Genomic DNA, 23317 nt, shown 5'->3' on the forward strand with positions numbered 1-23317 from the left:
ATGCCACGGCGTCGAGCCGTCGGCACCCCCCACGCCCCTCGCGTCAGCCGTAGAACAGCTTGTCGAACACGCGGCGGGCGCGTCGCGTGGCGCCGAGGTAGTCCTCTTCGACCTGCGTCGCGGAGCGCGGGGCGTACTCGAGGATGCGTCCGATCCCGTCGAGTCGCAGGCGGTCCGTGGGAAGCACGTTGCTGGTCTGTCCCGACAGCAGGGTGTTGGCCGAGCGCAGGCGACTGGCGAGATGCCACGCGGCCGCGAGTTTCTCGGCAGCGTCGGGCTCGACGATTCCCGCCTCGACGGCGGCCTCGAGAGCCCCCAGCGTCGAGGTGGTGCGCATTCCCGGAACGGTGCGCGCGTGCTGCAGCTGCAGCAGTTGCACGAGCCACTCGACGTCGCTCAGCGAACCCGGACCGAGCTTGAGATGGCGCGCGGGATCGGCGCCCTGCGGGAGGCGCTCGTTCTCGACGCGGGCTTTGATGCGCCGGATCTCGCGCAGGCCGTTCTCATCGGCGGTGACGGGGTAACGCACCTCATCGGCCAGCTCCATGAACGCGTTGATGAGCTTGACGCTGCCCGCGACGCCACGGGCCCGCAACAGCGCTTGGGCCTCCCACGACAGCGACCAGCGCCGGTAGTACTCGGCGTAGGACTCGATCGAGCGGACCAGCGGTCCGCTCCGCCCCTCGGGACGCAGCTCGGCGTCGAGGTCGAGCGGCAGTCTGTGGTCTTCGGAGTGCTCGCGCAGGCCCGCAACGAGCTTGAGAGCCAGGGTGCCGGCCCGCTGCGGATCGACGCCGTTCGAACGGTAGACGTACATCACGTCGGCGTCGGAGCCGAAGCCGATCTCGCGCCCGCCGAAGCGCCCCATGGCGATGACCGCGAAATCGAGGTCGTCGTCTTCGGGGGGAACGACCACGCGTCGCACGGCCCGCAGGGTCGCCTGGATCGTGACCTCGGTGATCGTCGACAGCGCGTCGGACAGCTCCTCGAGCGAGACTGTGCCGAGCACGGCCGCCATCGCCACGCGCAGCATCTCGCGGCGTCGCAGCGCACGCACCGAGCGCATCGCGTCGTCGATGTTCTGCCAGCGCGTCTGAATCGCCCGCGCCTCTTCTTCGAGAGCCTTGCCGGAGCGGGGCCGCAGCAACGCGTCGTCGTCGAGCCATGCGACCGACTCGGGGATCCACTCCATCAACTCGCCGATGTATCGCGAGCCCGAGAGCACGCGAGTGAGGCTCTCGGCGGCGCCGGCGGAGTCGCGCAGCATGCGCAGGAACCAGGGCGTGTTGCCGAGGCGTTCGCTGATGCGGCGGAAGACGAGGAGGCCGTGGTCGGGATCCACGCCGTCGGCGAACCACCGGATCATGATCGGCATGAGGTGCCGCTGGATGGTCGACTTGCGGCTCAGTCCGCTGGTGAGGGCGGCGATGTGACGCAGGGCGCCGGCCGGGTCGCGGAAGCCGATGGCCGCGAGACGATCACGCGCCTGCTCGGTCGACAGGGTGCGCTCGCCCTCGGGCAGCGCCGCCACCGCCGACAGCAGCGGGCGGTAGAACAGGCGCACGTGGATGTCGCGCACCTCGCGCTTGATGCCCTCCCACACCGTCTGTACCCCGGAGGCCGAGTCGGCCAGCCGAGACGCGCGCGCGAGGACCCGCAGGTCGTCGTCCTTCTCGGGCAGCAGAGCGGTACGGCGCAGGCCGCGCAACTGCAAGCGGTGCTCGAGTAGACGCAGCAGGCGATAGTCGCGGCCGAACGCCTCGGCCTCGGAGCGGCCGATGTACCCCTCGGCGACGAGGGCGTCGAGGGCGTCGAGCGTGCCGCGCTGACGGATGCGCTCGTCGGTCAGGCCGTGCACGAGCTGCAGCAGCTGCACGGTGAACTCCACGTCGCGGATGCCGCCGGGACCGAGCTTGAGTTGGCGGTTCACCTCGCTGGCCGGGATGTGGTCGGTGACCCGCTCGCGCATGCGCTGCACGCCCTCGACGAAGTTCTCGCGCGCGGCGCTGTGCCAGACGAGCGGCTGCACCGCGGCGACGTACTCGGCGCCGAGGGTGGCATCGCCCGCGAGCGGGCGCGCCTTCAGCAGCGCCTGGAACTCCCAGCTCTTGGCCCAGCGGGCGTAGTACTGCTCGTGAGAGGCGAGGCTGCGCACGAGAGCGCCCTGCTTGCCCTCGGGGCGCAGGTTGGGGTCGACCTCCCACAGGGGCGGTTCGATCTCGGGCCCCGAGATGCCCCGCATCGTCTGCACGGCGAGGCGTGTGCCGATGTCGATGGCGCGCGCTTCGGTGACGATGTCTTCGTCGGCGGAGCCGCCGACGAAGATCACGTCGACGTCGCTGACGTAGTTGAGTTCACGGGCGCCGGTCTTGCCCATCGCGATGATCGCGAATCGGGTGGCCTCGACCTGCGCCCTCGGGAACGCCGCCGGGCCCGTGCCGCTCACGCGGCCGCGCGCCACGCTCAACGATGCCTCGAGGGCGGCGCCGGCCAAGTCGGCGAGCGAGGCCGAGACGATGTCGATCGCGCCGGCGGGATCGTCTTGACCGAGGTCGTAGGCGGCGATGCGCGCCAGAAGACGCCGGTATCGCACGCGGAGCGCGACCCAGGCGGCATCCGAGGTATCCGTCGCGAAACCCTCGACGTCGCCGACGGATGCCAGCAGCTCGGCCCGCATGGTCGGCTCGTCGGGCAGGGTCAGACCCGCACCCGAGAGGTGACGCAGTTCGTCGGGATGACGCAGGTAGAACTCCGCGAACCCGTCGGAGGCGCCGACGATGTCCCACAGGGCCCGCCACGCGCCCGGATCGCCCGCCGCACCGCGCACCGCGTCGGCGTCGCGGCGCGCCACCTGCACGATCGCCCACAGGGCGCGATCGGGATCGGCCACGCGCTGGGCGAGCTGCATGGCGCCGGCCCGCTCCACGCCCACCAGCTCCGCGAGCTCGCCGAGCAGGGTGTCTGCTTCGGCGAGCTGCGAGAATCCGGTGCGGGCGAGTGCGGTGAGCGCGGTCGTGCGGTCACCTGAGGTCATGGCGGCTTCCGTCAGAGCGCTTCGAGGTTGCTCTCGAGCTCGAACGGCGTGACCTGGGCGCGGTACTGCTGCCACTCGCGTCGCTTGTTGAGCAGCACGTACTTGAAGACCTGCTCCCCCAGCGTCTCGGCCACGAGCTCGGACTCCTCGAGGTACTCGAGAGCGTGGTCGAGGCTCGCCGGCAGCGGCGCGTAACCCAGGGCGCGACGCTCCGCATCGGTGAGCGACCAGACGTTGTCTTCGGCCTCGGCCGGCAGCTCGTACTCCTGCTCGATGCCCTTGAGCCCGGCCGCGAGCATGAGCGCGTACGACAGGTACGGGTTCGCCGCGGAGTCGAGCGCGCGGTACTCGACCCGCGTTGACTGCCCCTTGTTGGGCTTGTACAGCGGAACGCGCACGAGGGCCGAACGGTTGTTGTGACCCCAGCAGATGAAGCTCGGAGCCTCGTCGCCGCCCCAGAGGCGCTTGTACGAGTTGACGAACTGGTTGGTGACGGCCGAGATCTCGTTCGCGTGGCGCAGCAGGCCGGCGATGAAGTGACGGCCGACCTTCGACAGCTGGTACTGCGAGCCCTCTTCGTAGAAGGCGTTCATGTCGCCCTCGAACAGCGACAGGTGGGTGTGCATGCCGCTGCCGGGCTGGCCGCTGATGGGCTTCGGCATGAAGGTCGCGTACACGCCCTGCTCGATGGCGACCTCTTTCACCACCGTGCGGAACGTCATGATGTTGTCGGCCGTGGTGAGGGCGTCGGCGTACCGCAGATCGATCTCGTTCTGCCCGGGACCACCCTCGTGGTGGCTGAACTCGACCGAGATGCCGAGGTCTTCGAGCATGCGCACCGAGCGACGACGGAAGTCGTGCGCCGTCCCACCCGGGACGTTGTCGAAGTAGCCCGCCGAATCGACCGGCTGCGGGCGCCCATCCGCACCGAGCTGCGACGACTTGAGCAGGTAGAACTCGATCTCGGGGTGCGTGTAGAACGTGAACCCCGCGTCGGCGGCCTTCGCCAGCGTGCGCTTGAGCACGTGGCGGGGGTCGGCGACGGCCGGTTGTCCGTCGGGCGTGGTGATGTCGCAGAACATGCGCGCCGTCGGGTCGATCTCGCCGCGCCACGGCAGGATCTGGAAGGTCGTGGGATCGGGGTGCGCGAGCAGGTCGGACTCGTAGGAACGCGTCAGCCCCTCGATCGCCGATCCGTCGAAGCCCAGGCCCTCGGTGAAGGCCCCCTCCACCTCAGCGGGGGCGATCGCCACCGACTTGAGCGTTCCCACCACGTCGGTGAACCAGAGGCGGACGAACTTCACGCCCCGTTCTTCGATCGTCCGCAGGACGAAATCGCGCTGCTTGTCCATCGTCATCCCTCGTTTCGGTAAGGCTGTCAGGCCTTGACGCCGTCGGAGCCCCAGTCCGCGTCGCGGGCGTCGTCGTCATCCCACTTCTCGGAGCGCTGGCGCAGGATCTCGGGCGCACGTTCGGCTTCTTCGGCGGTGTCGAAGGGGCCGGCGCGGTCGGCCATCGGAGAGGCGAAGCCCTGCTCGACCTGCTTGGTCTCGAGGTTGTACCAGTACTTGTTGCTCTCGTCGCTCACGATGGCTCCTTCGGTGGGTATCGCGTCTCGGCGCGGAACCGCCGGTGCTCCCCCGATCCTACTGATCCCGACCGTGCGCCTGGATAGGCTGGGGGGTATGGCAACGAATGCATCGCGTGCGGTCGGAGTGGACATCGGCGGAACCGGCATCAAGGCGGGGATCGTCGACCTCGATGCCGGCGAACTCGTCAGCGATCGGGTGAAGGTCGCCACCCCCGCGGGGGCGGAACCCGCCGACGTGCTGGCCGCGGTGCGCCAGGTGCTCGACACCCTCGAAGCCCCGGCCGATCTGCCTCTCGGCGTCGCCTTCCCGGCGATCGTGAAGAGCGGCAAGACGCTGTCGGCCGCCAACGTGTCGTCGTCGTGGATCGGCTTCGAGGCCGAGAAGTTCTTCGAAGACGGGCTGTCGCGCGGCATCCACTTCGCCAACGACGCCGACGTGGCCGGTATCGCCGAGGTGCGCTACGGCGCCGCGAAGGGCGTCGACGGTCTCGTCATCCTCACCACCCTCGGCACGGGCATCGGCTCGGCCATGATCTACGACGGCGTGCTCGTGCCGAACAGCGAGCTGGGCCACCTGCAGCGCGCCGGGCACAAGAAGGACGCGGAGCACTTCGCCGCCTACTCGGCGATGGAGCGCGAGGAGCTGTCGTGGGACAAGTGGGCGAAGCGTCTGCAGTGGTACTACGACTACGTCGAGTTTCTCTTCAGCCCCGACCTGATCGTCGTCGGCGGTGGGGTTTCGAAGCACTCCGAGAACTTCCTGCCGCTGCTGAAGCTGCGCGCGCCCATCGTGCCCGCGAAGCACCGCAACAACGCCGGCATCATCGGTGCGGCCTCGCTCGCGGTGGCCGTGCCCGAGGCGCTGCCCGCCATCAAGTAGCCGTTTCGCGGCTGAGCTTGACGCCGGGTCGAGCTCCCAGGTGAATGTCAGGGTCGATAGGGTGACGGCATGAAGCGCCCCCTCGCCCTTGCCGCCGTCTTCCTCTCTCTCGTGCTCCTCGCGGGCTGTACCAGCGAGACGGCGTCCGAGACGATCACCATCACCCCCGGGCAGTCGGGAACGTTCACCAACGGGGATTCCACCATCGTCGTCGGCGGAGACGCGACCGATGCCCCGCGGGACGAGACTGCTTACCTGAGCGAGATCCGAGACGGCGGCGCGGCCGACAGCGTCCTCCTCTCCGCCACCGACGCCGACCTGCTCGCCGCCGGGCAGTCCGCCTGCGACCAGCTCGCCCAGGGAATCGACGACGACGACATCGCTCTCACGCTGGCGGGGCGGACGGTGAAGGCGGGTAGCGACGACGCCACCGCCATCGTCGACGCGGCGTCCGTCGCACTCTGCGGGTGACGGCGGTCCGGGCCGCGGGCGCTCGCGTCGGCGATGCCCGGGTGTCGGACGGCGACGACATTCGCGCCATCCGACGAGCGGCACGAAGCTCCGTCTGCGGCTGAAACCACGACGCGCGCCCGTTCGAGTGGCGGCCCGGTTCGACCCGGTGATTCACGCCGCTCCCGAGCAGGACATCGCTTGGGCGCAGTGTGGGGTGCGAATGGGCCGGCCTGCACGCAGCAGGCGACCGCTCTCGCCGGTGGCGGCACCGTACATCGCGCCGAGCACGGCGAGCAGGGTAAGAGCGCGAGGTTCCGGTGGTACGACCCCTTACCCGGCGCAATGTTGGCATTTTTCGATACGCGACAAGAAACTAGTAGCGGCGCGGGTCGAAGGGGCATGGAGCACGCCGGGCGAGTCAATGCACTCGTACGATCAGCGTATGGGCGTCCGCGATGGAAAGCTGACTGCAGAACGAACCGCGCCGAGCCTGATTGTTGGGACGTCGATCATGGTTCTGTGCGCAGTCGCCGCTGTCCTGCTGATCTGGTCCGTTGCCGTGCCCACGGGACCGGAGGTATGCGTCCTCACCTACCCCGGGCCACGAAACTGCTTCGTCAGCGATCGGCTTGCTGCGGCCACCGTATCGACGGTGGTACTGGGGTTGACGTTTGCGGTCGCGCTCATCGCGTCCGTCACGTTGTTTCGTCGGTGGTCTTGGGCGGTAGGAGCGGGAGTTGCGCTGGTGCTTTTGGCTGGTCCCGTTGCGTTCGTAGCGGTTGCGTGGATTCCCGCCTGGGCGTGAAACCATGCTCTCCGGCACTACTACGCGAGCCTGCTCATCCGGTACGGCGAGAGCGTCAAGACCGTGCAGGGGCGTCTCGGGCACAAGTCCGCGACCGAGTCTCTCAACACCTACGGCCACATGTGGGCGGACTCCGACGATCGGACGCAGGAATCCGTGGGCAGCGTTCTCGGCGCTCGCGCGGACTCTCTGCGGAATGCAAACGGTGTCGTCTGAGGAAACCGCAGGTCACGGGGAATAGGGCGAATGGGCCGGCCTGTACGCCGGGTTCTGTCCGGGGGCCGAAGCCCCGTGGACGGTCATCTCTCTCGGCGACACGTTGCCGTGCCACTCCAGCGGCCTACCCGGGGACTCGGCGAGCCGCGTCAACATCCCCTGTCTGGCCTTGCTCCGGACGAGGTTTACCTCGCGGGTCGTGTCACCACGACCCCGGTGGTCTCTTACACCACCCTTTCACCCTTACCCGCTCCCACGACGAGCGTGGTGCGGGCGGTCTACTCTCTGTGGCACTGTCTCGCGGATTGCTCCGGGTGGGCGTTACCCACCGTCCTGCCCTGTGGAGCCCGGACGTTCCTCGGCACGGGCGAACCCGTGACGCGACCGTCCAGCCGACCCATTCGCGTCATTCAGTCTACCGGCGGGTCCGCCGTCGCCCCGCCGCCGCCTCGGTCGGGCCGACCCCGGGCGATCCGGGCGATGGCTCAGCCCTTCTCGGCCGTCTCCGAGATGCGCAGATCGAGCGGGAAGTCGATGGGGAATGCGCCGAAGAGCAGTCGCCCCGCCGACGCGGCGGAGGCACGAACGGCGTCGGCAACCGCATCGGCGTGCACGGCCGGGGTGTGGACGACGATCTCGTCGTGCAGGAAGAACGCCAGGTGCGGCACCCGATCGAAGACCGGGCCCGACGCGGGCGCCGCGTCGGCGGCATCCACCGCGGGGATCGTCGCCAGGCGCGCGCGCAGGTCGGCGAGCCAGGCCAACGCCCACTCCGCCGCGGTGCCCTGCACGACGAAGTTACGGGTGAAGCGTCCGCGGTCCCGAGCGGAGCGCCGGGCCCGGGTCTCGTCGACCCCCGATGCCTCGGCATCGCTCGCACGGGACTGCACCGCTCGCCAGTCCTCGCCCGCCGTGGGTGACGTGCGCCCGAGCCAGGTGTGCACGAGCCCGCCGTCTTCTCCCGTGCGCGCGGCGTCGTCGACGAGGCGCATGGCGCGGGGGAAGGTCCGCCGCAGGCGCGGCAGCAGACGACCGCTCTCTCCCGTGGTGGCGCCGTACATCGCCCCCAGCATCGCGAGCTTGGCCTCGGGGCGGCTGGCCACGGCCCCGGTGTCGACGATGCCCGCGTACAGGTCGCGACCGGATGCCGCCTCGGCCAGCGCCGTGTCCCGCGCCATGGCCGCGAGCACCCGCGGTTCGAGCTGCGCGACGTCGGCCGTCACGAGCGTCCAGCCGGGGTCTGCCCGCACGGCGGTGCGCAATTGCCGGGGGATCTGCAGAGCGCCGCCGCCCGACGACGCCCACCTTCCGGTGACGACGCCGCCGGGCACGTAGACGGGGCGGAAACGTCCGTCGCGCACCCACTCGGCCAGCCAGGCCCAGCCGTTCGCCGTGTAGAGCCGCATCTGCTTCTTGTACGCGATGAGCGGGGCGACCACCGGATGGTCGTGCTCGCTCAGCTCCCACCGACTTGTCGATTCGACGAGCAGACCGGCGCGGTGCAGCGACCGCAGCAGACGCGGGTGGGAGTCCAGCGACACCGAGGGATCGCCGAGGGCCGCGCGCACCGCCGCCGCGGTCTGCTCGATGCGGGCGGGCAGGCCGCCACCGTGCCGGGGGCCGAGCTCGTCGTGCAGGATCCGCTCGTGCGTCTCGACGCTCCACGGCACACCGACGGCGTGCAACTCGACGGCGATGAGCGCTCCGGCGGATTCGGCGGCGCAGAGCAGCCGGAGCGACCCCGCCCCCGGTGAGCCGTCGATGGCCGCGCGCTGACGCCGGTACTCCGCCAGCGCTTCGACGGCGGTGTCGGGCAGACCGGATGCCGCGTCGCCGAGGTCGAAGAGCGTGTCACCGCTCTCGGGGGCCGCGGCGGCGGCATCCCAGTGACGCGCATCGCGCAGGCTGTGGTCGGCGTCGATCGCCGCGGCGTCGCGGAGGAGGACGTGTACGAGCCGGAGGTCCCACGCTCGTGCGACCCGCACTCCCCCGGTCAGGAGCGGTCCGTACCAGGTGGGCGTGTCGGACCAGATCCACCGGATGTCGCCGGCCGCCTCACGCGCGGCGATGGTGGCGGCCAGCGCGTCTCGGGCGACCTCGGTCGTGCGGACCGGTGCCGCTCCGGCATCGAGGTCGATCAGGGCGATCTTTCCCGAGACCGCGCGTCCGACGACGACCGTGTCAGACGCCACGGACGTCGGCGGGGGTCACCGCGATTCTTCGGTGCGGACGAGGATGGCGCCGCACTCGGGGCAGAACACGACGTCGTCGGTCTGCGCGCGTCGGATCGTCGCGATGTCGCTCGGCGGGATCACCATGCGGCAGGCTTCGCAGGCGCCGGCGCGGAGCAGGCCCGCGCCGTTGCCGCGCGAGGCGAGGCGTTCGTAGAGCGCGAGGAGCGCGGCGGGGACCGAGGCCGCGACGGCGTCACGGTCGCGGCGGGCACCTTCGAGACGCGTCGTGGCGTCGGCGACGACGGTCTTGGCCTCGGCGCTGAGCTCGGCGCCGAGGGCGTTGGTCTCGGCGATCACGGTCTCTTGCTCGGCGATCGCGGCATCGGCCGTCTCGAGGCGCTCCATGAGCGCGATCTCCATGTCTTCGAGATCGCCCTTACGGCGGTTGAGGGAGGTGAGCTCGCTCTCGAAGCCCTGCGCCTGCTTAGGGTTGGTCGCGGCGGCGAGACGCTGGGTGTCGCGGGCGATGCGGGCGTCGACCACGGCGACGTCGGACTCGAGCCGCGCGATCTCTGCGGTGATGTCGTCACGCGCGTTGGCCCGCGCCGACAGCTCTTGCGAGAGCGTCGCGCGCTGCGCCAGCAGCTCCCGCACGCGCGGCGCCTGCGGAGGGTTCGCCGACAGGTGCTGATCACGGAGGATGCGGGCATCGAGATCGGCGAGATCGAGCAGTTTGCGCTGGTCGGCGGGATCGGCATTCACAGGACCCACGCTACCCCGGGGGTCCGACATCCGTAGCCGCGGCCGCCGCCGATGCACATCCGATGCGCGAAGGCTCGTAGACTCATGGCATCCCGGGCCTTTAGCTCAGCTGGTAGAGCGCCACGTTTACACCGTGGATGTCGTCGGTTCGATCCCGGCAGGGCCCACCGCACTCAGTTCAGGATGTTCACGCTGCGCGAGATCACCAGAGCGAGCAGGATGAACCCCGAGATGGCCTGCACCATCATGAACACCTTCGCGCGGCTGCTCAGCGGCATCACGTCGGTGGGGCTGAAGGCCATGGCGTTGGATGCCGAGAAGTACAGGTAGTCCACGTAGCCGGGCGCCCAGTCCTCGACGTCGGACGAGCGGCGGGCCACCTCGCTCACCGCGTCGCGGTCGGAGTCCTGGGGGAACTGGAAGTCCGCCGCGGGCAGGGCGTCGCGCGCGTCGCGGCGCCGGGCGATGGGACCGCCGCGGTCCATCTCCCAATAGACGACGGCGTAACCGATGACGTTGATCGCCCACACCTGCGCCGCGCCGAGCAGGGTGGTCGCCCCACTCCCCTCTCCGCGCAGCAGCTGCTGGACGAGCAAGAGGAGCGCCACCTGGTTCGCGAGCAGCAGCACCGTGGTGAAGGCGAGGGCAAAACCGCGCCCCACGCGTGACTCCCGGGTGAGCCGCGCCGGGTTGGTCACCACCATGGGGATCGCGCACAGCACACCCGCGATCACGACCACGTAGCGCAGGATGCCGGAGGCGTCGCTCGGGAGGACGGCGTAGAGCCCCGTGCCCACCCCGAGGGCGATCAGCACGGGCCACCGGTGCTCGGGGCGTGTGCGGAATCCCGCGCGATCGTGCGTGTTCACGCGCTCAGGGTATTCCTCTGCACGATGGCGGATGCTCGACATCGAGGCATCCGGGCACCCGGGAGAGTCGACTCGGTCTTCATGAACAGCCGATGTCGTCGGGACTCGCTAGGCTGGACGCTGGTTGATTGTGCGGAGCGAACAAGGGTTGCCGCACTTTTATGGCGATTCTCTGGCATGACCTGCCAGACGACGAAAGGTCTTCCGTGACTGTTCACGACCAGGATCCGTATTCGCAGGGGCCGCAGGACAGCGACCCGGAAGAGACCGGGGAGTGGCAGGAATCCCTGCGACAGCTCGTCCAGGCGAAGGGTCCGGCTCGCGCCCGCGAGATCATGCTGAGCCTGCTCAAGGGCTCCAAGGAACTGCACCTCAATGTGCCGATGGTTCCGACCACCGACTACATCAACACCATCGCGCTCAAGAACGAGCCCGAGTTCCCCGGTGATGAGGAGCTCGAACGCCGCTACCGCAAGTGGATCCGCTGGAACGCCGCGGTCACCGTGCACCGCGCTCAGCGCCCCGGGATCGGTGTCGGCGGGCACATCTCGACCTACGCCTCGTCGGCCGCCCTGTACGAAGTCGGTTTCAACCACTTCTTCCGCGGTCTCGACGACCCCTCGGGCGGCGACCAGATCTTCATCCAGGGCCACGCCTCCCCCGGTGCCTACGCCCGCGCCTACCTCGAGGGCCGCCTCACCGAGGCGCAGCTCGACGGCTTCCGCCAGGAGAAGTCGCAGGCGCCCAACGGCATCCCGTCGTACCCGCACCCCCGTCTCATGCCGGAGTTCTGGCAGTTCCCGACGGTCTCGATGGGTCTCGGCCCGATCAACGCCATCTACCAGGCGATGTCGAACAAGTACATCTCGAACCGCGGCATCAAAGACGTGGGCGACTCGCACGTCTGGGCCTACCTCGGCGACGGCGAGATGGACGAGGTCGAGAGCCGCGGTCAGCTGCAGGTCGCGGCCAACGAGGGCCTCGACAACCTGACGTTCATCGTCAACTGCAACCTCCAGCGCCTCGACGGACCCGTCCGCGGCAACGGCAAGATCATCCAGGAGCTCGAGAGCTTCTTCCGCGGTGCCGGCTGGAACGTCATCAAGGTCGTCTGGGGCCGCGAGTGGGACGACCTGCTCGCCCGCGACACCGAGGGCGCGCTGCTCAACCTCATGAACAGCACCCCCGACGGCGACTACCAGACCTACAAGGCCGAGAACGGCGCCTACGTGCGCGAGAACTTCTTCGGCCGCGACCCCCGCGCCCTCGAGCTGGTCAAGGACTTCACCGACGACCAGGTCTGGAACCTCAAGCGCGGTGGCCACGACTACCGCAAGGTGTTCGCCGCGTTCAAGGCGGCCAAGGAGCACAAGGGCCAGCCGACGGTCATCCTCGCCAAGACCATCAAGGGCTACGGCCTCGGTCCCCACTTCGAGGGCCGCAACGCCACGCACCAGATGAAGAAGCTGACGCTCGACGACCTCAAGTCGTTCCGCGACGCGATGGACATCCCGGTCACCGACGCGCAGCTCGAAGAGAACCCGTACCAGCCGCCGTACTACACCCCCGGTGAGCAGGACGAGACGATCCAGTACATGCTCGAGCGTCGTCGCGCGCTCGGCGGCTTCCTGCCCGAGCGTCGCACGACGCACGTCGGCCTGGAACTGCCCGGCGATGCCGCGTACGCGCTGCCCAAGAAGGGCTCGGGCACGCAGGAGATCGCCACGACCATGGCGTTCGTGCGTCTGCTCAAGGACCTGCTGCGGGTGAAGGACTTCGGTCACCGCATCGTGCCGATCATCCCCGACGAGGCGCGCACGTTCGGTATGGACGCGTACTTCCCGACGGCGAAGATCTACAACCCCAAGGGCCAGCACTACACCTCGGTCGACCGCGAGCTGCTGCTGGCGTACAAGGAGAGCCCGCAGGGGCAGATCATCCACGTCGGCATCAACGAGGCCGGCGCTCTCGCGGCGTTCACCGCTGCGGGAACGGCGTACTCCACGCACGGCGAGCCGCTCATCCCGGTCTACGTCTTCTACTCGATGTTCGGCTTCCAGCGCACGGGCGACGCCCAGTGGGCGGCGGGCGACCAGATGGCGCGCGGCTTCATCATCGGCGCGACCGCCGGTCGCACGACGCTGACGGGCGAGGGCCTGCAGCACGCCGACGGACACTCGCAGCTGCTGGCGTCCACCAACCCGGCGACCGTGTCGTACGACCCCGCCTACGGCTACGAGATCTCGCACATCGTGCGTTCGGGTATCGAGCGCATGTACGGCGGCAACCACCCCGACCCGAACGTCATGTACTACATGACGGTCTACAACGAGCCCTACGTGCAGCCGGCCGAGCCCGAGGGTGTCGATGTCGACGGCATCGTCCGCGGCATCCACCACATCTCCTCCGGCGAGGGCGATGGCCCCCGCACGCAGCTCCTCGCGTCGGGTGTCGGTGTGCCGTGGGCGCACGAGGCCCAGCGCCTGCTGAAGGACGACTGGGGCGTGGTCGCCGACGTGTGGTCGGTCACCTCGTGGACCGAGCTGCGCCGCGACGGCCTGGCCGCCGACGAGCACAACTTCCTGCACCCCGAAGAGGAGCCCCGCGTGGCCTACCTCACCGACAAGCTGAAAGAGGCCGAGGGCCCGGTCGTCGCCGTGAGCGACTGGATGCACGCCGTCCAGGACCAGATCCGCCAGTGGGTTCCGCAGAACTACTGGACGCTCGGTGCCGACGGCTTCGGCTTCTCGGACACGCGCGCCGCGGCCCGTCGCTTCTTCAAGATCGACGGCCCCTCGCTCGCCGTTCGCGCCCTGCAGGCGCTGGCCGAAGAGGGCAAGGTCGATCGCGCCGTCGTCGGACAGGCGATCGAGAAGTACCGACTGCACGACGTCAACGCCGGCACCAGCGGTAACGCGGGTGGCGAGGCCTGATCGCGTGAGCGATCCGGAGATCGGGACCGGCCCCGCCCTTTCGGGTGGGGCCGGTCCCGATCGCGTTTCCTCCGGCGGTGGCGAGACCGGCGCCCCGCCCGCCGGCTCCGACCGCGTCGCGCGCGACAAGGCCGAGACTCTCGCGTGGCTCCGCCGCATCTCGGGCGACCTCGCCACGGCGACCATCCAACGTCTCGAAGACACGCTCCCCTGGTACGCCGGCATGCCCCCGGCGCGCCGCTCGGCCGTCGGACTCGTCGCCCAGGCCGGCATCACCTCGTTCACCCAGTGGGTCGAGGACCCGGCGCAGACCCCCGCGATCGCCTCCGACATCTTCGCCGCCGCGCCCCGCGAGCTGTTGCGCAGCGTCAGCCTCACCCAGACGCTGCAGCTGGTACGCGTGACCGTCGAGGTCATGGAGGAACGCGTCGCCGGGCGCAGCAAGACCGTGCGCGAGGCCATGCTGCTCTACTCGCGCGAGGTGGCGTTCGCCGCGGCCGACGTGTACGCCCGCGCAGCCGAAGCCCGAGGCCTCTGGGACGCCCGGCTGGAAGCCCTCGTCGTCGACTCGATCCTCACCGGCGAAGCCGATGACGAGCTCCCCAGCCGCATCGCGGCTCTCGGCTGGCACGGCCACGGCGAGGTCGCGGTACTGGTGGGCACCACTCCCCCGCAGTTCGACGTCGACCAGGTGCGCCGCACCGCGCGCAAGCTCGGCGTCGACGTGCTCATCGGTGTGCAGGGGTCGCGGCTCGTGCTGGTGCTCGGACGCGCCGACCTCCCCGCTCGCGGGGGTGACGAGGTCACCGAGCTCGCCTTCACCGAGATCGCCAAGCGCCTCGAGCCCGGCTTCGGCACGGGGCACCTCGTGCTCGGGCCTCCCGTCGCCGCTCTCGTCGATGCGGGACAGAGTGCCCGCGCCGCGCTGGCGGGCTTCGCCGTCGCGCGCGCGTGGCGGAACGCCCCCCGCCCCGTCGAGGCCGACGACCTTCTGCCCGAGCGGGCCCTCGCCGGCGACGCCGTGGCGAAGCAGACGCTGGTGGAGCGCGTCTACCGCCCCCTGCAGGCGCACAGCGCCGACCTGGTCGCCACGCTCTGGAGCTACCTCGACAACGGTCGGTCTCTCGAGGCCACCGCGCGCGAGCTCTACGTACACCCCAACACCGTGCGGTACCGCCTCAAGAGGGTGTCGGAGGTCATCGGATGGGATGCCACGGGGCCCCGCGAGGCGCTCATCCTGCAGACCGCGTTGATCCTCGGATCGATCGGAACCGACGCCACGCGTCGCCGTGGACCCGCCGGTCGGCGCTCCTCTCTGCCGCGCTGATGCACGGCGCGCACAAAGACACGCCGCATTTCTGTGTCGATATCTCCAGAACGCGGCGCCTGATCCTTGGCAGGATGGAACGGTGATCATCGCCGTCTTCCCCGGGCAGGGCTCGCAGACTCCTGGGTTCCTCTCCCCCTGGCTCGAACTCGACGGAGCGCGGGAGCGCCTCGAGGCCTACTCCGAGCAGGCCGGCGTCGATCTCGTCGCCGCCGGAACCGAGTGGGACGCCGACCGTATCCGCGACACCAGCGTCGCGCAGCCGCTCATCGTCGCGGCGAGCCTGCTGTCGTGGTCGGCCCTGACGGCATCCGACGCCCCTCGACCCGCCGGTGTCGCGGGGCACTCCGTCGGAGAGATCGCCGCCCTCGCGGCATCCGGCGTCCTCGACGAGGCCGACGCCCTGCGCCTGGTCGGACTGCGCGGGCGCGCCATGGCCGAGGCGGCCTCGGCCGTCGAGACGGGCATGAGCGCCGTGGTCGGAGGAGACGAGGCGGCCGTGCTCGAGCGTCTCGAAGCGCTCGGGCTCACCCCGGCCAACTACAACGGCGGCGGTCAGATCGTCGCCGCCGGCGAACTGCCCGCTCTGGCGGAGCTCGCCGCCGACGCCCCGCGCGGCACCCGGGTGATCGCCCTGCAGGTCGCCGGTGCGTTCCACACGCGCTTCATGGAACCCGCCGTCGAGACGCTGCGCTCCGCCGCCGCCGACGTGTCGGTGTCGGACCCCTCGACGACGCTCTGGACCAACTCCGACGGCACGACCGTCGACCAGGGGCGCCGCGCGCTCGACCTCGTCGTCGCCCAGGTGGCGTCGCCCGTGCGCTGGGACCGTTGCATGGCGTCGTTCGCCGAGCAGGGTGTGACCGGCATCATCGAACTCTCGCCCGCGGGCGCCCTGACCGGGCTCGCCAAGCGCGCCCTGCGCGGTACCCCGACCGTGGCGGTCAAGACCCCCGACGACCTCGACGCGGCCGTCTCACTCCTGAAAGAAGACCAGGCATGAGCACCCCCACCCTCCGTCAGCTGCAGGGCCCCGCCCACACGCGCATCTACGCGTACGGCGCCGCGCGCGGCGAGAACTTCGTGCCGAACGACGACCTTGTCGGCCCCATCGACTCGAGCGACGAGTGGATCCGCCAGCGCACCGGCATCGTCACGCGCGTCCGTGCGAACGCCGAGACCGACGTCATCGACCTCGCCACCGATGCCGCCCGTGAGGCCGTCGAGAAGTCGGGCGTCGCGCCGGCCGACATCGACGCCGTGATCGTGGCGACCATCAGCAACCCCAAGCAGACGCCCTCGGCCTCGGCGATCGTCGCGGACCGGATCGGCGCCAACCCCGCGGCGGCGTACGACCTCAACGCGGCCTGCGCCGGCTTCGCCTACGGCGTCGCCCAGGCAGACGCCCTCGTGCGCGGCGGTCTCGCGAAGCACGTGGTCGTGGTGGGCGCCGAGAAGCTCAGCGACATCGTCGACCCCACCGATCGAAGCATCTCGTTCCTCCTCGGCGATGGTGCCGGCGCGGTCGTCATCGGCCCGAGCGACACCCCCGGCATCGGTCCCACCGTGTGGGGATCCGACGGATCGAAAGCGGATGCCGTGGGCATGAACGCCACGCTGACGCAGTTCCGCGACGGAGCCGCGCCGTGGCCGACGCTGCGCCAGGAGGGTCCCACCGTGTTCCGCTGGGCCGTCTGGGAGATGGTCAAGGTCGCGCGTCAGGCGATCGAGGCGGCCGGCATCGAGCCGTCGGACCTCGCCGCCTTCGTGCCGCACCAGGCGAACATGCGCATCATCGACGAGTTCGCCAAGCAGTTGGGCCTGCCCGAGACGGTGGTCATCGGCCGCGACATCGAGACCACGGGCAACACCTCCGCGGCATCCATCCCGCTCGCCACCCACCGCCTGCTCGAGGAGCACCCCGAGCTCAGCGGCGGGCTCGCCCTGCAGATCGGCTTCGGAGCCGGTCTCGTGTTCGGCGCGCAGGTCGTCGTCCTTCCCTGACGCAGCGTCGCCGAACTCTAGACTGGTCGGGGCCCGTCAGGGTCCACCCCTAACAAACAGGAGACATCATGGCATTCACCAACGACGAGGTTCTCGCCGGCCTTGCCGAGCTCATCACCGACGAGACCGGTATCTCGGCCGACGAGGTCGCCCTCGAGAAGTCGTTCACCGATGACCTCGACATCGACTCCATCTCGATGATGACAATCGTCGTCAACGCCGAGGAGAAGTTCGGCGTCACCATCCCCGACGACGAGGTCAAGAACCTCAAGACCGTCGGCGACGCTGTCACGTTCATCACGTCGAACCAGTCCTGACTCTCCCGGTGGGGGCTTCGGCCCCCACCGGTCATGTCTTTCCGGTCGGACCAAGGATCCTTCACCCATGAGCACATCCCGCATCGTCGTCACCGGCATCGGTGCCACCTCGCCCATCGGCGGTACCGCCCCCGAGAGCTGGTCGGCGCTGCTCGCCGGCACCTCCGGCGCGCGCACCCTCGAGCACGAATGGGTCGAGAAGTACAACCTGCCCGTCACCTTCGCCGCCGAGGCGCTCGTGCGACCCGAGACGGTTCTGGATCGTCCCGTCGCCAAGCGTCTCGACCCCTCGGCGCAGCTGGCCATGGTCGCCGCCAAAGAGGCCTGGGAAGACGCGGGCTCGCCCGACGTCGACCCCGATCGCCTCGGCGTCGACTTCGCCACCGGCATCGGCGGCGTGTGGACGCTGCTGGACGCCTGGGACGTGCTGCGTGAGAAGGGCCCGCGTCGCGTCATGCCGATGACGGTGCCGATGCTCATGCCGAACGCGGCCGCCGGCAACCTCTCGCTGCACTTCAACGCCCGGGCGTTCGCGCGCACCGTGGCCTCGGCCTGCGCCTCGAGCACCGAATCGATCGTGAACGCCGTGCAGCACATCCGCGACGGTCTGGCCGACGTCGTGATCGCGGGCGGAAGCGAGTCGGCGATCCACCCGATCACCATCGCCTCGTTCGCGTCGATGCAGGCGCTGTCGAAGCGCAACGACTCCCCCGAGACGGCCTCGCGTCCGGCGAGCATCGACCGTGACGGTTTCGTCATGGGCGAGGGCGCGGGCGTGCTGATCCTCGAGACCGAGGAGCACGCCCTGGCCCGCGGCGCCAAGATCTACGCCTCGATCGTGGGAGGCGGCGTCACCGCCGACTCGTACCACATCACCGCCAACGACCCCGAGGGCACGGGAGCCGCCCGCGCGGTGCGCCTGGCGCTCGAGATGGCGGGAGCGTCGGCCGACGACGTCACCCACATCAACGCCCACGCCACCTCGACCCCCGTGGGCGACCCGAACGAATACAAGGCCCTCCACACGGTGTTCGGCGACCGGATCGACGAGATCCCCGTGTCGGCGACGAAGGCCTCGACGGGTCACCTGCTGGGTGGCACGGGAGCGCTCGAGGCCATCTTCACGGTGCTGGCGCTGAAGAACCGCGTCGCGCCTCCGACCATCAACCTCACCGAGCAGGACCCCGACGTGCCCTTCGCGCTCTCGGGTGCGCCGGTCGAGCTGGGCTCCGGCGACCAGCTCGCGATCAGCAACTCGTTCGGCTTCGGCGGTCACAACGCCGTCGTCGCGATCGCCTCGGTCTGACGCACGAAGAACGCCCCCGGCATCCCGAATCGAATCGGGACGCCGGGGGCGTTCTGCCTTTGTCGAGCGAGGGATACGCGGTCTCGATGCCGGGTGCGATCACCGGCCTCCGGTAGTGGCGCCTCCCCCGCCCGACGTCTTCACCCCACCTTGTGCAGCCAGACGATCTGCTGGTCGTCGCTGGCGTGGCGGAAAGGTTCGAGCTCTTCGTCCCAGGCGGAGCCGAGCGCGATGTCGAGTTCGCGCTGCAGCTCGAGAGCGTCGCCGCCGGCGACGTCCATCGCGTAGCGCACGCGGTCCTCGCCGATGACGACGTTGCCCGCAGCGTCCGTCTGCGCGTAGTGGATGCCGAGACCCGGCGTGTGCATCCAGCGGCCGCCGTCGCTGCGGGGCGTGGGATCTTCGCTCACCTCGAAGCGCAGGTGCTCCCACCCGCGGATGGCACTGGCCAGGGCGGCGCCGGATCCGACCGGGCCCTCCCAATAGAACTCCGCGCGGCGGCTGCCCGTCAGCACGGGCTGTTCGGCCCAGTCGAAGTTGACGGCGCGGCCGAGAGCGCGTCCGACCGCCCACTCGAGGTGGGGGCACAACGCGCGGGGCGCGGAGTGGATCAGAATCACTCCGCGCGAAGACGTGATCGCCATGGTCTCTCCTTCGTCAGGTACGTCTTCCCCTACGACCTGTGATGGAGTGCCGGCGATTGTTCGGTTGTCCGGCAATTATCGCCCGTTCATAACGAAATCACAACACTGTGATTTCGCTGCAGATGGTCAGGTCGTACGGCATGCTCCGCGCGGCGTCGGGGTCGCCGCAGATCAGCCGAACCAGAGGGCCCAGTACAGGGCGAAGTTGCGGTTGCCGTAGGCCGAGCATGCGTCGCCCGTCCCCCAGCGTGCCGCGAGAGCCGCGGCGTTGGGTTGGTAGGGCGTGTAGTTGTACAGCGCCGCGGTGGCCTCGTTGGTGATCGTCACGTCGGAGCCGCCGCACGCGGCATCGGGCGAGTAGGCGATGTAGTGCGTTCCCGGTTGCCGCATGAAGTCGGAGGCGCTGTACGACTTCAGGTCGGTCGCGCCCTGGGCCACCTGGGCGGCGAAACCCTCGGCGCCCGTGTCGCACGCGGCGTCGTCGGGGCATCGAGCCCCCATCGCCGCTCCGAGCTCGCGCGGTTCGGGGGCTCGGGCGGTGCGACCGGCGACGAGGCTCTGTTCTTTCTGCAGCGTGACCAACAGCACCTTCGCCGAGATGCCGCACGCGCGCTGGACGCGGTCGATGATCTCGGCCGCCGTCAGCTCCCCGCCGTCGTAGCCCTCGCAGACCGTCTCTCCCGTGGCATCCGAGACGATCGGCCCCCGAGGAGGAAGGGTGGTCCGCAGGACGGCGAGGCAGGAGTCGTTGCGACACTCGCCCACCTGTGCGTCGAGGAAATCCTGGATCTCGCCGGCTGACAGGGCGTTCGCGTCGTAGAAGTCGGCGTCGCTGATGAGGGTGCCGGGATCGAATGTCGTCAGATCGATGGCCTGGCGACGCGTCTCGGCGTTCCAGGCCGAGACGAGGCCGGCCAGCGGCACGATCGCCAGCACGACGAGGCCCGCGAGCAGGATGCCGACCACACCGACGATGATGCGCCGGCGACGCAGGACACGTGGTGCGGGCCGACGTCGACGAGAAGGGCGAGCGCGGGGGCGTCCGGGGGTCGGGCGGCGGGTCCGCGTGCTGTTCGCCACCCCTCGATCGTGCCCCACCGCGCTGACCGCGTGCTGCACGCCGATGGGCGTGGCGCGGCGATCAGCGCGGGTGAGGTGTCACGAACCGGGCTGGGCCGGAGGCGTGGCGCCGGTGCCGGGCTCGGTGCCCGGGGCCGGCGGGGTGGGAGCGGTGCCGTCGGTCGGGGGCGTGGGGCGCTCCCCGGCGCCCGGCCCGGAGCCCGGGGTCGGCGGGGTGGGGGCGGTGCCGTCGGTGGGCGGGGTCGGGGCCGTGCCGTCGGTGGGCGGGGTCGGCGCGCCGGGACCACCGGGTGCGCACTCGCCCGGCTTGGCTCCGGGACCCGGGGCCGCGGGGGCCGTGCCGTCGGCGGGAGGCGTGGGGGCCGTACCGTCGGCCGGTGCGGTCGGGGCACCGCTCGGGGTCGTGCCCGGGGTGGGCGTGGTCGTGCTCGGCGAGACGCCGTCGGCGCTCGGCGCCGACGTGACCGACGCGACGGGCGTCATGCCGCCCGACGATGCCAGAGCGGCGGTGCCGCCGGTGAGGCCGGCGGCCACGATGACCGCGCCGGCGATGAGGGCGGGACGCTTCCACGACCGACGACGCGGCTCGTGCGCGTCGTCCATGCGGGGCAGCGGGAGGGTGGGGTTGTCGTCGTTCATGATCTCTTTCTGCGGCGGTGTCGGTCACCGTCTCGAGTACCAGCCTTCGAGCGGGGACTGAAGCGAACCTGAAGCCGCCGACCGTGCGGTCAACCCAGGCCGTTCGCATAACAGGCGCGCAGCGATGTGCCCTAGCGTGGGGCGGATGTCCTCCGCTGCCCGCGTGCTCGTGCTCGACGACGACGAGACCATCCGTGTCGCCGTCGCGACCGCCCTGCGCGCCGACGGATTCGTCGCCGAGGCCGCGCCCGACGGCACCGACCTCGCCGTGCGCCTCGAGGCGTTCCGCCCCGACCTGGTGGTGCTCGACTGGATGATGCCCGGGCCCTCCGGCATCCGGTTGCTCCCGCTCGTGCGCTCCCGCAGCGACGCGGCGGTCATCATGCTCACCGCCCGCGACGAGGTCGACGATCGTCTTCGCGGCTTCGCCGAGGGCGCCGACGACTACGTCGTGAAACCGTTCACCATGGCCGAGCTCATCGCGCGTACGAGCGCCGTGCTCCGTCGCCGCGGTCGTCTGCCGCAGACCATCGAGGTGGCCGACCTCGTGGTGGATCCGGATGCCACGACCGCGCGCCGCGCCGGATCGTCGCTCGATCTGACCGCGACGGAGTTCCGCCTGCTGCGGCTGTTCGCCGAGAGTCGTGGTCGCACGCTGTCGAAGGCGCAGATCCTGACGCAGGTGTGGGGGTACGACGACTACGACCCCAACCTGGTCGAGGTGCACCTGAGCGCGCTGCGCCGCAAGATGGAGGCGCACGGTCCCCGGCTCATCCACACCGTGCGCGGGCTCGGCTACCGCCTGAGCGTGACGCCGTGAGCGACACGCGGCCGCTGCGCGCGGGGTCGCTGCGGCGGCGCACCATCGTCGCGGTCGTCGCCCTCGTGGCGCTGCTGCTCATCGTGCTCTCGGTCGTCGTCGACGTCGCCCTCGGCGCCCGCCTGCGCGGCCAGATCGAGGAGCGCCTGCGCGACCGCGCCGCCGCGGCCGCCTCGCTCGTCGGCACGGTCGACGACGAGGACCTGGCCGAGCGACTGTCGGATCAGGGCCTGTCGGTGCGCATCGACAGCGCGGGCGGCGACTCGGTCGTCGCGGGGCCGAGCCCCGAGCAGCTGCGCGACGGGCCGCCCGGTCCCGGCGGCCCCGATCCCGCCGAGCGGTCGGTGCCCCTCCCCTCGGCGTCGACCGACGTGAGCGTCGTCGCCTCGGCCGTGACGGGCGACGCCGACCTCGTGACGCTGACTTCCACGCTGAGCGACGGTTCGACACTGAGCCTGACCGCATCCGCCGCCGGGATCGGCGAGACGCTCGTCCAGGTGCGGTGGATCATGGCGATCGCCTCGGTCGGCGTGCTCGTGGTGGCCGCCGGAGCGGTGACCTTCGTCGTGCGTCGCACGCTGCAGCCCCTGGACCGGGTCTCGGAGGTGGCCCGCTCGATCGGGGCCGGTGAACGCGGGCGACGCCTGCACCCCACGCGATCCGACACCGAGATCGGTCGGGTCGCGACGGCACTCGACGACATGCTCGACGACGTCACGGGAGCCGAGCAATCCGCGCGCGAGGCCGAGGCCCGCCTGCGCGCGTTCCTCTCGGATGCCGCACACGAGCTGCGGACGCCGGTCGCCGGCATCCGCGCCGCCGCCGACACGCTGGTGCGCGCCGATCTCGACGGACCCGAGCGCGAGATGCTCGCCGCGCACGTCGCCCGCGAGGCCCAGCGCGCCTCCCGTCTGGTCGACGACCTGCTCACGATGGCCCGGGTGGATCAGGGGCTCGAGCTGACGCGGAGCTCTGTCGATCTGCGGACGATCGTGGCAGCCGAGATCGAACGCGCCCAGCTCGTGCACCCGTCGCTGCAGGTGTCGTCGGTGGTTCCGGATGCCGCCGTGCCGGTGCGCATCGACGCGGGGCGCATCGCGCAGGTGCTGTCGAACCTGGTCGAGAACGCCGCGCGCGCGACGAACGGGCGCGGCACGGTCGTCGTCGAGGCCGCGGTGACGGGCGGCGCCGGCACCGTCGCCGTCAGCGACGACGGTCCGGGCGTGCCGGCCGAGGAGCGGGAGCGCATCTTCGACCGTCTCGTGCGCCTGGACGCCGCGCGCTCGCCCACGGGCGGCGTGGGCCTCGGCCTGCCCATCGCGCGCGGGATCGCCCGAGCGCACGGCGGTGAGGTACGAAACGTTCCCCGTGATGCCGGGGCGCGTTTCGAGCTGACGCTGCCGGTCTCGGACTGACCGGGCGCCGTCGCGACCGACCGCACCGGCGGACGCGATGACCACCGG

19 protein-coding genes, 1 tRNA gene and 1 other RNA gene are annotated in these 23317 nt (G+C 70.5%); 11 read left to right on the top strand and 10 right to left on the bottom strand.

Annotated elements, in window-relative coordinates; genetic code table 11:
• Positions 1-43: 43 nt before the first annotated feature.
• Genes IFU19_RS04910 through IFU19_RS04920 form a run of 3 tightly spaced genes read right to left on the bottom strand, consistent with a single transcriptional unit; the run spans position 44 to position 4622 of the window.
• Positions 44-3034 carry a bifunctional [glutamine synthetase] adenylyltransferase/[glutamine synthetase]-adenylyl-L-tyrosine phosphorylase gene (locus IFU19_RS04910; protein WP_192013064.1) on the bottom strand — a complete coding sequence of 997 codons (2991 nt, stop codon included), beginning with the start codon at positions 3032-3034 and terminating at the stop codon, positions 44-46.
• An 11-nt stretch (positions 3035-3045) separates the two neighbouring features.
• On the bottom strand, positions 3046-4386 hold the full coding sequence (glnA, locus tag IFU19_RS04915) for a type I glutamate--ammonia ligase (RefSeq protein ID WP_055837906.1): 1341 nt from the start codon (positions 4384-4386) through the stop codon (positions 3046-3048).
• 26 nt (positions 4387-4412) lie between these two features.
• A complete protein-coding gene (locus IFU19_RS04920; protein WP_055837140.1) occupies positions 4413-4622 on the bottom strand; it encodes a hypothetical protein in 210 nt (69 codons plus the stop codon).
• A gap of 97 nt (positions 4623-4719) precedes the next feature.
• On the opposite strand from IFU19_RS04920, the gene ppgK reads away from it, so the two are divergent.
• Together ppgK and IFU19_RS04930 are read left to right on the top strand one after the other, a co-directional pair.
• Entirely contained in the window at positions 4720-5505 is a 786-nt protein-coding gene (gene ppgK, locus IFU19_RS04925) for a polyphosphate--glucose phosphotransferase (protein ID WP_055837137.1), read from the top strand.
• A gap of 69 nt (positions 5506-5574) precedes the next feature.
• Complete coding sequence (locus tag IFU19_RS04930; RefSeq protein WP_192013065.1) at positions 5575-5976, top strand: DUF732 domain-containing protein; 402 nt, start codon at positions 5575-5577, stop codon at positions 5974-5976.
• 1030 nt (positions 5977-7006) lie between these two features.
• On the opposite strand, the gene rnpB is transcribed toward IFU19_RS04930, so the two are convergent.
• The 3 genes from rnpB to IFU19_RS04945 all read right to left on the bottom strand — a co-directional run bounded on the left by rnpB (position 7007) and on the right by IFU19_RS04945 (position 9915).
• Positions 7007-7379, bottom strand: an RNA gene (rnpB, locus tag IFU19_RS04935) — RNase P RNA component class A.
• An 85-nt stretch (positions 7380-7464) separates the two neighbouring features.
• Positions 7465-9171 carry a bifunctional 3'-5' exonuclease/DNA polymerase gene (locus IFU19_RS04940; protein WP_192013066.1) on the bottom strand — a complete coding sequence of 569 codons (1707 nt, stop codon included), beginning with the start codon at positions 9169-9171 and terminating at the stop codon, positions 7465-7467.
• A 15-nt stretch (positions 9172-9186) separates the two neighbouring features.
• Entirely contained in the window at positions 9187-9915 is a 729-nt protein-coding gene (locus IFU19_RS04945; protein WP_055837130.1) for a zinc ribbon domain-containing protein, read from the bottom strand.
• A gap of 94 nt (positions 9916-10009) precedes the next feature.
• Here IFU19_RS04945 and IFU19_RS04950 point away from each other — a divergent pair.
• Positions 10010-10082 (top strand) — tRNA-Val (locus IFU19_RS04950).
• A gap of 6 nt (positions 10083-10088) precedes the next feature.
• Here IFU19_RS04950 and IFU19_RS04955 read toward each other — a convergent pair.
• Positions 10089-10784, bottom strand: a complete 696-nt coding sequence (locus IFU19_RS04955; RefSeq protein WP_192013067.1) for a DUF1345 domain-containing protein — start codon at positions 10782-10784, stop codon at positions 10089-10091.
• A 206-nt stretch (positions 10785-10990) separates the two neighbouring features.
• Between IFU19_RS04955 and aceE the strand changes: the two genes are divergently transcribed.
• The 6 genes from aceE to IFU19_RS04985 all read left to right on the top strand — a co-directional run bounded on the left by aceE (position 10991) and on the right by IFU19_RS04985 (position 18671).
• Complete coding sequence (gene aceE, locus IFU19_RS04960; RefSeq protein ID WP_055837128.1) at positions 10991-13717, top strand: pyruvate dehydrogenase (acetyl-transferring), homodimeric type; 2727 nt, start codon at positions 10991-10993, stop codon at positions 13715-13717.
• A 157-nt stretch (positions 13718-13874) separates the two neighbouring features.
• Positions 13875-15044, top strand: a complete 1170-nt coding sequence (locus IFU19_RS04965) for a PucR family transcriptional regulator (RefSeq protein WP_055837903.1) — start codon at positions 13875-13877, stop codon at positions 15042-15044.
• An 82-nt stretch (positions 15045-15126) separates the two neighbouring features.
• Positions 15127-16047 (top strand): acyltransferase domain-containing protein, encoded by a 921-nt coding sequence (locus IFU19_RS04970; protein ID WP_192013068.1) that lies wholly within the window; start codon positions 15127-15129, stop codon positions 16045-16047.
• On the top strand, positions 16044-17048 hold the full coding sequence (locus tag IFU19_RS04975; protein WP_191915062.1) for a beta-ketoacyl-ACP synthase III: 1005 nt from the start codon (positions 16044-16046) through the stop codon (positions 17046-17048). The genes IFU19_RS04970 and IFU19_RS04975 overlap by 4 nt, the downstream gene beginning before the upstream one ends.
• A 68-nt stretch (positions 17049-17116) precedes the next feature.
• The gene (locus tag IFU19_RS04980; RefSeq protein WP_022880558.1) at positions 17117-17365 is read left to right on the top strand and encodes an acyl carrier protein; all 249 of its coding nucleotides are present in this window, start codon (positions 17117-17119) and stop codon (positions 17363-17365) included.
• Between the two features lie 67 nt (positions 17366-17432).
• Positions 17433-18671: a beta-ketoacyl-[acyl-carrier-protein] synthase family protein gene (locus IFU19_RS04985; protein WP_055837117.1), complete on the top strand. Its 1239-nt coding sequence runs from the start codon at positions 17433-17435 to the stop codon at positions 18669-18671.
• Positions 18672-18811: 140 nt separating this feature from the next.
• Here IFU19_RS04985 and IFU19_RS04990 read toward each other — a convergent pair whose 3' ends face one another.
• From IFU19_RS04990 to IFU19_RS05000, 3 genes are all read right to left on the bottom strand, one after another.
• Positions 18812-19315, bottom strand: a complete 504-nt coding sequence (locus IFU19_RS04990) for a DUF3145 domain-containing protein (protein WP_055940363.1) — start codon at positions 19313-19315, stop codon at positions 18812-18814.
• A 171-nt stretch (positions 19316-19486) separates the two neighbouring features.
• On the bottom strand, positions 19487-20281 hold the full coding sequence (locus tag IFU19_RS04995; protein ID WP_199858600.1) for a hypothetical protein: 795 nt from the start codon (positions 20279-20281) through the stop codon (positions 19487-19489).
• A gap of 192 nt (positions 20282-20473) precedes the next feature.
• Positions 20474-21034 carry a hypothetical protein gene (locus tag IFU19_RS05000; RefSeq protein WP_192013069.1) on the bottom strand — a complete coding sequence of 187 codons (561 nt, stop codon included), beginning with the start codon at positions 21032-21034 and terminating at the stop codon, positions 20474-20476.
• A 145-nt stretch (positions 21035-21179) separates the two neighbouring features.
• Between IFU19_RS05000 and IFU19_RS05005 the strand changes: the two genes are divergently transcribed.
• Both IFU19_RS05005 and IFU19_RS05010 read left to right on the top strand, forming a co-directional pair.
• Positions 21180-21854, top strand: coding sequence for a response regulator transcription factor (locus IFU19_RS05005; RefSeq protein WP_192013070.1), 675 nt, complete (start codon positions 21180-21182; stop codon positions 21852-21854).
• Positions 21851-23269, top strand: coding sequence for an ATP-binding protein (locus IFU19_RS05010; RefSeq protein ID WP_192013071.1), 1419 nt, complete (start codon positions 21851-21853; stop codon positions 23267-23269). Before IFU19_RS05005 ends, IFU19_RS05010 begins: the two co-directional genes overlap by 4 nt.
• Positions 23270-23317: the final 48 nt, after the last annotated feature.

This window comes from Microbacterium sp. CFBP 8794, assembly GCF_014841235.1.
Taxonomy (GTDB): domain Bacteria; phylum Actinomycetota; class Actinomycetes; order Actinomycetales; family Microbacteriaceae; genus Microbacterium.

What these genes read in the sequence shown, in the direction of transcription:
- IFU19_RS04910 (WP_192013064.1), bottom strand. Translation starts at nt 3,034, where the DNA reads ATGACCTCAGGTGACCGCACGACCGCGCTCACCGCACTCGCCCGCACC.
- glnA (WP_055837906.1), bottom strand. Translation starts at nt 4,386, where the DNA reads ATGGACAAGCAGCGCGATTTCGTCCTGCGGACGATCGAAGAACGGGGC.
- ppgK (WP_055837137.1), top strand. Translation starts at nt 4,720, where the DNA reads ATGGCAACGAATGCATCGCGTGCGGTCGGAGTGGACATCGGCGGAACC.
- IFU19_RS04930 (WP_192013065.1), top strand. Translation starts at nt 5,575, where the DNA reads ATGAAGCGCCCCCTCGCCCTTGCCGCCGTCTTCCTCTCTCTCGTGCTC.
- IFU19_RS04975 (WP_191915062.1), top strand. Translation starts at nt 16,044, where the DNA reads ATGAGCACCCCCACCCTCCGTCAGCTGCAGGGCCCCGCCCACACGCGC.
- IFU19_RS04980 (WP_022880558.1), top strand. Translation starts at nt 17,117, where the DNA reads ATGGCATTCACCAACGACGAGGTTCTCGCCGGCCTTGCCGAGCTCATC.
- IFU19_RS04985 (WP_055837117.1), top strand. Translation starts at nt 17,433, where the DNA reads ATGAGCACATCCCGCATCGTCGTCACCGGCATCGGTGCCACCTCGCCC.
- IFU19_RS04990 (WP_055940363.1), bottom strand. Translation starts at nt 19,315, where the DNA reads ATGGCGATCACGTCTTCGCGCGGAGTGATTCTGATCCACTCCGCGCCC.
- IFU19_RS05000 (WP_192013069.1), bottom strand. Translation starts at nt 21,034, where the DNA reads ATGAACGACGACAACCCCACCCTCCCGCTGCCCCGCATGGACGACGCG.
- IFU19_RS05005 (WP_192013070.1), top strand. Translation starts at nt 21,180, where the DNA reads ATGTCCTCCGCTGCCCGCGTGCTCGTGCTCGACGACGACGAGACCATC.